Source organism: uncultured Cardiobacterium sp., from assembly GCF_938028185.1.
Lineage (GTDB): Bacteria > Pseudomonadota > Gammaproteobacteria > Cardiobacteriales > Cardiobacteriaceae > Cardiobacterium.
On the sequence record NZ_CALJAH010000223.1, the window covers coordinates 1 to 5,917 of the forward strand.

Annotated in this window: 12 protein-coding genes; 10 read left to right on the forward strand and 2 right to left on the reverse strand. The window is 53.9% G+C overall.

Features of this window, described 5'->3' with window-relative positions; translation table 11 throughout:
* Together Q0349_RS06455 and Q0349_RS06460 are read right to left on the reverse strand one after the other, a co-directional pair.
* Positions 1-365, reverse strand: a 365-nt coding sequence (locus tag Q0349_RS06455; RefSeq protein ID WP_298080056.1) for a hypothetical protein, incomplete at its 3' end; no start/stop codon positions are given.
* 9 nt (positions 366-374) lie between these two features.
* A complete protein-coding gene (locus Q0349_RS06460; protein ID WP_298080057.1) occupies positions 375-620 on the reverse strand; it encodes an excalibur calcium-binding domain-containing protein in 246 nt (81 codons plus the stop codon).
* Positions 621-776: 156 nt separating this feature from the next.
* Here Q0349_RS06460 and Q0349_RS06465 point away from each other — a divergent pair, with 156 nt between their 5' ends.
* The 10 genes from Q0349_RS06465 to Q0349_RS06510 all read left to right on the forward strand — a co-directional run bounded on the left by Q0349_RS06465 (position 777) and on the right by Q0349_RS06510 (position 5,766).
* Positions 777-1,196 carry a hypothetical protein gene (locus tag Q0349_RS06465; protein ID WP_298080058.1) on the forward strand — a complete coding sequence of 140 codons (420 nt, stop codon included), beginning with the start codon at positions 777-779 and terminating at the stop codon, positions 1,194-1,196.
* Positions 1,193-1,396, forward strand: coding sequence for a hypothetical protein (locus tag Q0349_RS06470; RefSeq protein WP_298080059.1), 204 nt, complete (start codon positions 1,193-1,195; stop codon positions 1,394-1,396). The genes Q0349_RS06465 and Q0349_RS06470 overlap by 4 nt, the downstream gene beginning before the upstream one ends.
* Complete coding sequence (locus tag Q0349_RS06475; RefSeq protein WP_298080060.1) at positions 1,393-1,698, forward strand: hypothetical protein; 306 nt, start codon at positions 1,393-1,395, stop codon at positions 1,696-1,698. The genes Q0349_RS06470 and Q0349_RS06475 overlap by 4 nt, the downstream gene beginning before the upstream one ends.
* The gene (locus Q0349_RS06480) at positions 1,695-1,985 is read left to right on the forward strand and encodes a hypothetical protein (protein WP_298080061.1); all 291 of its coding nucleotides are present in this window, start codon (positions 1,695-1,697) and stop codon (positions 1,983-1,985) included. Before Q0349_RS06475 ends, Q0349_RS06480 begins: the two co-directional genes overlap by 4 nt.
* A complete protein-coding gene (locus tag Q0349_RS06485; RefSeq protein ID WP_298080062.1) occupies positions 1,982-2,923 on the forward strand; it encodes a hypothetical protein in 942 nt (313 codons plus the stop codon). Before Q0349_RS06480 ends, Q0349_RS06485 begins: the two co-directional genes overlap by 4 nt.
* 1 nt (position 2,924) lies before the next feature.
* The gene (locus Q0349_RS06490; RefSeq protein ID WP_298080063.1) at positions 2,925-3,716 is read left to right on the forward strand and encodes a RecT family recombinase; all 792 of its coding nucleotides are present in this window, start codon (positions 2,925-2,927) and stop codon (positions 3,714-3,716) included.
* On the forward strand, positions 3,713-4,336 hold the full coding sequence (locus Q0349_RS06495; RefSeq protein WP_298080064.1) for a lambda exonuclease family protein: 624 nt from the start codon (positions 3,713-3,715) through the stop codon (positions 4,334-4,336). Before Q0349_RS06490 ends, Q0349_RS06495 begins: the two co-directional genes overlap by 4 nt.
* Positions 4,330-4,791, forward strand: a complete 462-nt coding sequence (gene ssb / locus Q0349_RS06500; protein ID WP_298080065.1) for a single-stranded DNA-binding protein — start codon at positions 4,330-4,332, stop codon at positions 4,789-4,791. Before Q0349_RS06495 ends, ssb begins: the two co-directional genes overlap by 7 nt.
* A 9-nt stretch (positions 4,792-4,800) precedes the next feature.
* Positions 4,801-5,361: a hypothetical protein gene (locus Q0349_RS06505; RefSeq protein WP_298080066.1), complete on the forward strand. Its 561-nt coding sequence runs from the start codon at positions 4,801-4,803 to the stop codon at positions 5,359-5,361.
* Positions 5,362-5,436: 75 nt separating this feature from the next.
* Positions 5,437-5,766: a hypothetical protein gene (locus Q0349_RS06510; RefSeq protein ID WP_298080067.1), complete on the forward strand. Its 330-nt coding sequence runs from the start codon at positions 5,437-5,439 to the stop codon at positions 5,764-5,766.
* Positions 5,767-5,917 lie beyond the last annotated feature (151 nt).

Genomic DNA, 5,917 nt, shown 5'->3' on the forward strand with positions numbered 1-5,917 from the left:
ATAAAAACCCTATAGGTTACAATCTGCAATATCTCTAAGAAATATCTATATTCATATTCTAATCTTTTTTCTATCCCTGCTGCGTTTTCTAAAGATTCTCTTTTTTTCTTTTCTTCTTGTCCAACCAGCTTTTCTGACATTTCTCGCAAAATGTTCTTTATCGCAAGAGGTGGTGAATCTTTTGGTGCCGCTTGGCTATTTACTTCGTAAAAACTTTGCGGCGTTATGTGCATAAGGACAAAAAAGAATCCCAAAACCCCGAAACCACTTAGAAGAGCCACGGGTATTGAAAAGGATGATGAACCAGACGCCCCCGCGAAACCGCCGATGGCGGCACCAATCCCGGCAATAGTCACAACTCTCATAACACCGCCTCATCTTATATCGCACTTCGGGTTGCCGTAAGCGCTCCCACCCTCGAGGCACTCGCAGGCCTCGCCATCCTTATCACCATCTAAGCGTGTGTTCCCACCGTGTTCATCGTGATATTTCTGCGCCTCCTCCTGATTGGAAAAGTCGCGGGAGGTAACTGCGCCAGCTGATTGAACGGCAACCATAAGAAACAAAAGAGAAAAACACTTAACCATAACAAAATCTCCGTATTGTGAAAATTTTTTCATGATACGTGGGCGCCTTACACACTTCAATACACTATTTAAGTGTAATTATTTCATCCGCTTATCAAAATAAACACCTCATACGTGTTCTTGCGCTTGTATTTCACACTTTCTAAGTGTATTATGCACCCATCGAAACGAACAACGATGGAGCACAAGATGAACCTGAACCTTGAACAACTCGCCGCCGGACTGGACAAAGACACCTTCGGCTGGCAGCCAGCCAAAGAAGGCATTTGGGTCTGGCGCTACTACAACCAGCGCCTTGTCCGCCGTGCCACCTACGAAGAACCCGCCTGGTACACGGACGTAGAAAGCCCGTACACCCTCGTCAAGGCAGAGGGCTACGAAGTCATTATCTGCGACGAAGCCGGGCGCGAGCTGGAACGGCTGGATTTCTCCGACTGCTTTGAGGATGACGATGACAGCGACGACTACGGCGACCTGCCTGATGAACTGGCAGACGCCATCGAACGGCATAACCCATACCGCGACATCGCGGCAGAGTACGAAGAAGGGCGCTGGGAGCAGGCTATCAGCCGCTACGAAGACCAGCTTTACGAGAGGGAGTACGCATGACCCGCGAACACCTCGCCACCGCCGCGTTGCTGGCGCTGTTTGTCCTCGTCGTGGCCATTGTGCCACGCGGGGAGGACAACCCGCCCGCCGTTATTAAAACTGCGGCACACCGCGAATGGGTACGCGAACAATGCGCCCGCCCTGACCTGAGCGAAGACGAAATCACCGCCTGTAAAAACTTTTGGGAGAACCGCAAATGAACATCATGAACACCGATTTGGCAAAAGAAGCGCGCCGTATCGCCGCCCCGCTGGGCAAGTCTTGCGATTCCCTGAACATCAGCTACAGCCAAACAGCTGCTTTCATCTACGCAAGCCACGACAACAAAATCATAAACATCGAAATCTACCAGAATGATAACGGCACGTTGCGCTGCCGCGCCCGCAGCTATCTAAAAACAGACGGCGACCCCGCGCTTCAGGACAGGCTGCTCGAAGTAGGAACCATAGGAGAGTTGGGCGCCATCGTCCGGCAATACCTCGACAAAAGGAAAGCAGCATGAACCTCTTTGAAACCGAGCATGCGCGGCTTGCGCAGCATCTCGCCGACAAACTCGGCGGGGTGTACCTCCCGGAAAACATCAACGTCACGGTCAGCGCCTACTTTGCGCGGGTGGAAATCTCCCAATATGGGGAGAAAGTATGGATACACATCGGAAACAGCACCGGGAATTTGAGCGCCCGCGCCGCTTACAAACCACGCGGAATAGATGAATACCAGGTACTCACCAGACGGAGAGACCAAATCGAAGCCGTCATCGACAAACTCATTGAAGGAAAGAAAGCATGAACACCGAAATCATCCTGCGCATCAGCTCGCAAATCGTCGCCAGCAACATTGACGACGTGGCGGAGAGCGTCCGCGCCGAAATCGCCAAGGTCAATACCGACCTGAAAACCGACGAAGACTTTGCCACCGCCGAGCAACAGGTCAAAGACTTCAAGGCGGCAGAGGATGCCTTCAAGGCAGCACTCGATGCGGCGCTGGCAGAGGCGGCAGACGTGAAAAAGCTGATGGACACCACCAGCGAAATCATCGACCTGCTCGCCAAAACCCGCCTCGCCCTCGACAAACAGGTCAAGGCACAGAAGGCGAAAGTTAAAGAAGAAATCATCGGCACTGCCCGCGACGGCATCCAGCGGGCGCTGGCCGGATGCGACGCGCGCCTGCAACCGGCGATGCGCAAGGTGCTGCGCATTAACGAACTGGACGGTGTGCTTGCCGAAGCGACCAAAGGCAAAAAAACACTTGCCGGACTGGAGAAAGCCGCCCATGAAGTGCTGGCGAACTGGACGGCGCTGATTGGCAAAACCGAGGCGTACATGAAAGCGCGTTACGCACAAATCCCCGCCGACCGCCTGCACCTATTTGCCGACCTTGACGACCTGCTGGCGCTGGATAGCGGCTTTGAGGATGCCATCGCCGCGCGCATTGCCGCCGAAGACGAACGGCAGGCGGCCGAAAAATCCCGCCTTGAAGCGGAAGCCGCCGCCAAAGCCGAGGCGGAATTGCGCGAAAAAATCGCCGCCGAGGAGCGTGCGAAAGCAGCGGCGGAAACACAGCCTGCACTTGCGATAGAAACGATGCCCGAACCCACGCCCGGCGAACCCGTACTGGAATACATAATCACCGTGAAGGTGAATACCACCCTAACCAACGCCAAAGCGATTGCCACCAACCTGAAGAACAGCCTGCGCGCCGACATAAAACTTTGCAGAGGAGCCTGAAATGAACCTGCCCGTACCCCATGACGTCTTGAGCGCCGTCGCCACCATTGCAGGCACAAGCGACATCGACGCCTTCAGCAACGTCCTTGCCGGCACCATCATGCCCTCGCCGAACGTGCGCCCCGAACAAATCACCGCGTTTCTCATGGTGGCGAAAGAATACCGGCTCAATCCGATCACAAAAGAAATCTACGCCTTCCCGGCGAAGGGCGGCGGCGTGCAGCCCATCGTCAGCATTGACGGCTGGCTGAAAATCATCAACAGCCATCCCGACTTTGACGGCATGGAATTTCAGGACACTCTCGACGCGGACGGCCACCTGCGTGCCGTCACCTGCCGCATCTACCGCAAAAACCGCGCGCACCCGGTGGAAATGACCGAATACATGGACGAGTGCAAACGCAACACCGACCCGTGGCGGCAATGGCCGAACCGGATGCTGCGCCACAAGGCGACCATACAGGCGGCGCGCTACGCCTTCGGTTTCAGCAGTATCGCCGACCCGGACGAAGCCGAGCGCAGTACCGATGCACCGCGCCCGCCCGTCGCTGAAGTGCTGGCGAGCGACGCACAAATCGCCGAACTGCGCGACCTGCTGGCACGCACCGGAAAAGAAGAAGGGAAGATGCTGGCCTTTGTCGGCGTACCCCGCATGGAAGACATGACCGCGAAAAAAGCGGACAACCTCATCGCCATGCTGCGCAAACACGCGCCCGCCGAACAGCCTGCCCCGGCTGAACCCGAAGCACCGGAAGCAGAGAGCTACGAACCCGGCGAGGACATCCCGCTATGAAAAACCTCATCACCCTCGACTGCGAACAGGGCAGCGAAGCCTGGCGCCAAGCGCGCCTCGGCATCCCGACCGCCAGCCAGTACAAACGCATCATGACCAACACCGGCGCGGCGAGCGAACAGGCCACCGCCTACCTCGCCGAACTGATAGCGGAGCGCATCACCGGCCAGCCTGCCGACGGCTACACCAGCAACGACATGGCGCGCGGCAGTGAGCTGGAGCCACAGGCGCGCGCCGCCTACGAGTTTGCGACCGGCAACAGCGTGCAACAAGTCGGCGGCGTGTACCTCGACGACAGCCGCAGCGTCATGGCATCCCCCGACGGAATCATGCCGGAGCTGCGCCGCGGGCTGGAAATCAAATGCCCGAAGCTCTCAACCCACATCCGCTACATCCTCGAAGGTGTCATGCCACGAGAATACCTGCTGCAAGTACAAGGCGGGCTGCTGGTCACGGGCTACGACAGTTGGGACTTTGTGAGCTACCACCCGGACTACACCCCGCAGACCACGTGGATACTGAACGTCAAGCGCGACGAAAAAATCATCGCCGCGCTGGAAAAACACCTGCGCGCCTTTGTCGCGCGACTGGAAGCAGAAATGGAGAAACAAACATGCTGAACCGGGCAGAAATTATCGGTCGCGTGGGCAAAAGCGAAGTGCGCTACATGCCAAACGGCGACCCCGTTGCCAACTTCACCGTGGCGGCGACGGAAAAATGGAATGACAAACAGAGCGGACAGCCGAGAGAAAAAACCGAATGGTTCAACTGCGTCGCCTATAACCCGCTGGCAGACATCATCGGGCGCTATGTGGACGTCGGCGACCTACTGTACATCGACGGCAAAATCCAGACGCGGAAATATCAGGACAAGAACGGTAACGACCGCTACATCACCGAAATCCACGTGCGCGAGCTAAAGATGCTGACGACGAAAGCAGAGAAAGAAGCGCGCAACCGTGGTCATGATGACCACAGTTCACGCGGTGGGCAAGGCCATCAGCAGACACAACAGAACAACGCGCCGCAATACAACCCGCCAGCGCAGGACGACTTCGACAATGTGCCGTTTTAGGAAGTAATTATGAATATTCCCGTAGAGCAAATGAAAGCTGCTTATGACAAACATAAGAATTTAAAAGTGGCGGCAGATGAATTAGGAATGAAATGGCAAACATTGTACTGGTATTTGAAGAAATATAACCATCCTGTTGTTGGTGACAAAAGCAAATACGGTACTTCAAAAGATAAACTGGCTTCCTTATCAGAGGCACACTTTGCAAATCTTATTCCTGAAGCTACCAATATGAATCAGGCTCGCTACCAGAGCAAATGGGACTTTGAGTTATACGGCTTAAAAATTGATATTAAAGCGTCAACCCTTCATTACGCTGGGAAAAATGCGCGGCAACAGCGTTATTGTTTCAGTGTGAAGAAACAAGAAAAATATGCCGATTTTATTGTTGCATTCGGATATTCGGGAGACGTAATTAAAAAATGTTTCTTATTCCCGCAAGAAATAATCAGCAATATGACAACAGTCAATATTAGTGAATATAAAAGTAAGTGGTCTGATTATGAAATCCCATTAGAAGACTTACGTCCATTCTTTGAACGTTATCGCCCATGCGATGCCAGACAATAATAACCAGGAGCCACCCATGACCGACCCGAAAAACGCCAAATACATCGTCCACGATCCGAATGAAGAGAGGAAATCATGAGCAAAAAATACATCTTTGAAGGTTACTCGGATGACACCTTCGGAGAATACGGAATCAGCAACATAGACCACGACGACAGCGGGGCAGGCTCTATAAGGGGGTTCATCGTGTCGCGCCCCGGCGGTGAAGGAGTACTGATCACCGGCCAATACAACAGGGCTGGCATGTGGCACATAGGCATGTCTCTGCTGAACGAAGACAAACCGCTGGACAAAGCAGCATGGCAAATCTTCTTTGAACCAAACGAAGAGGCGCCGTACTGCAACCGCCTGATCGTAAACACGCCGGACGATGCCTGGATACAACGTATTGCCGACAGCGAATAATGGAGGAAACATGAAACTCAAAACACCATACAAGACCGAGAAAATACAGCGGTTTACTAAGGAACAACTCATCGCCAAGATAAAGGAACTGCAAGCGTATTTAGCCAAAGAATCGGACGAAGCCAGAGACAAAATCGACCAGCACAACCGT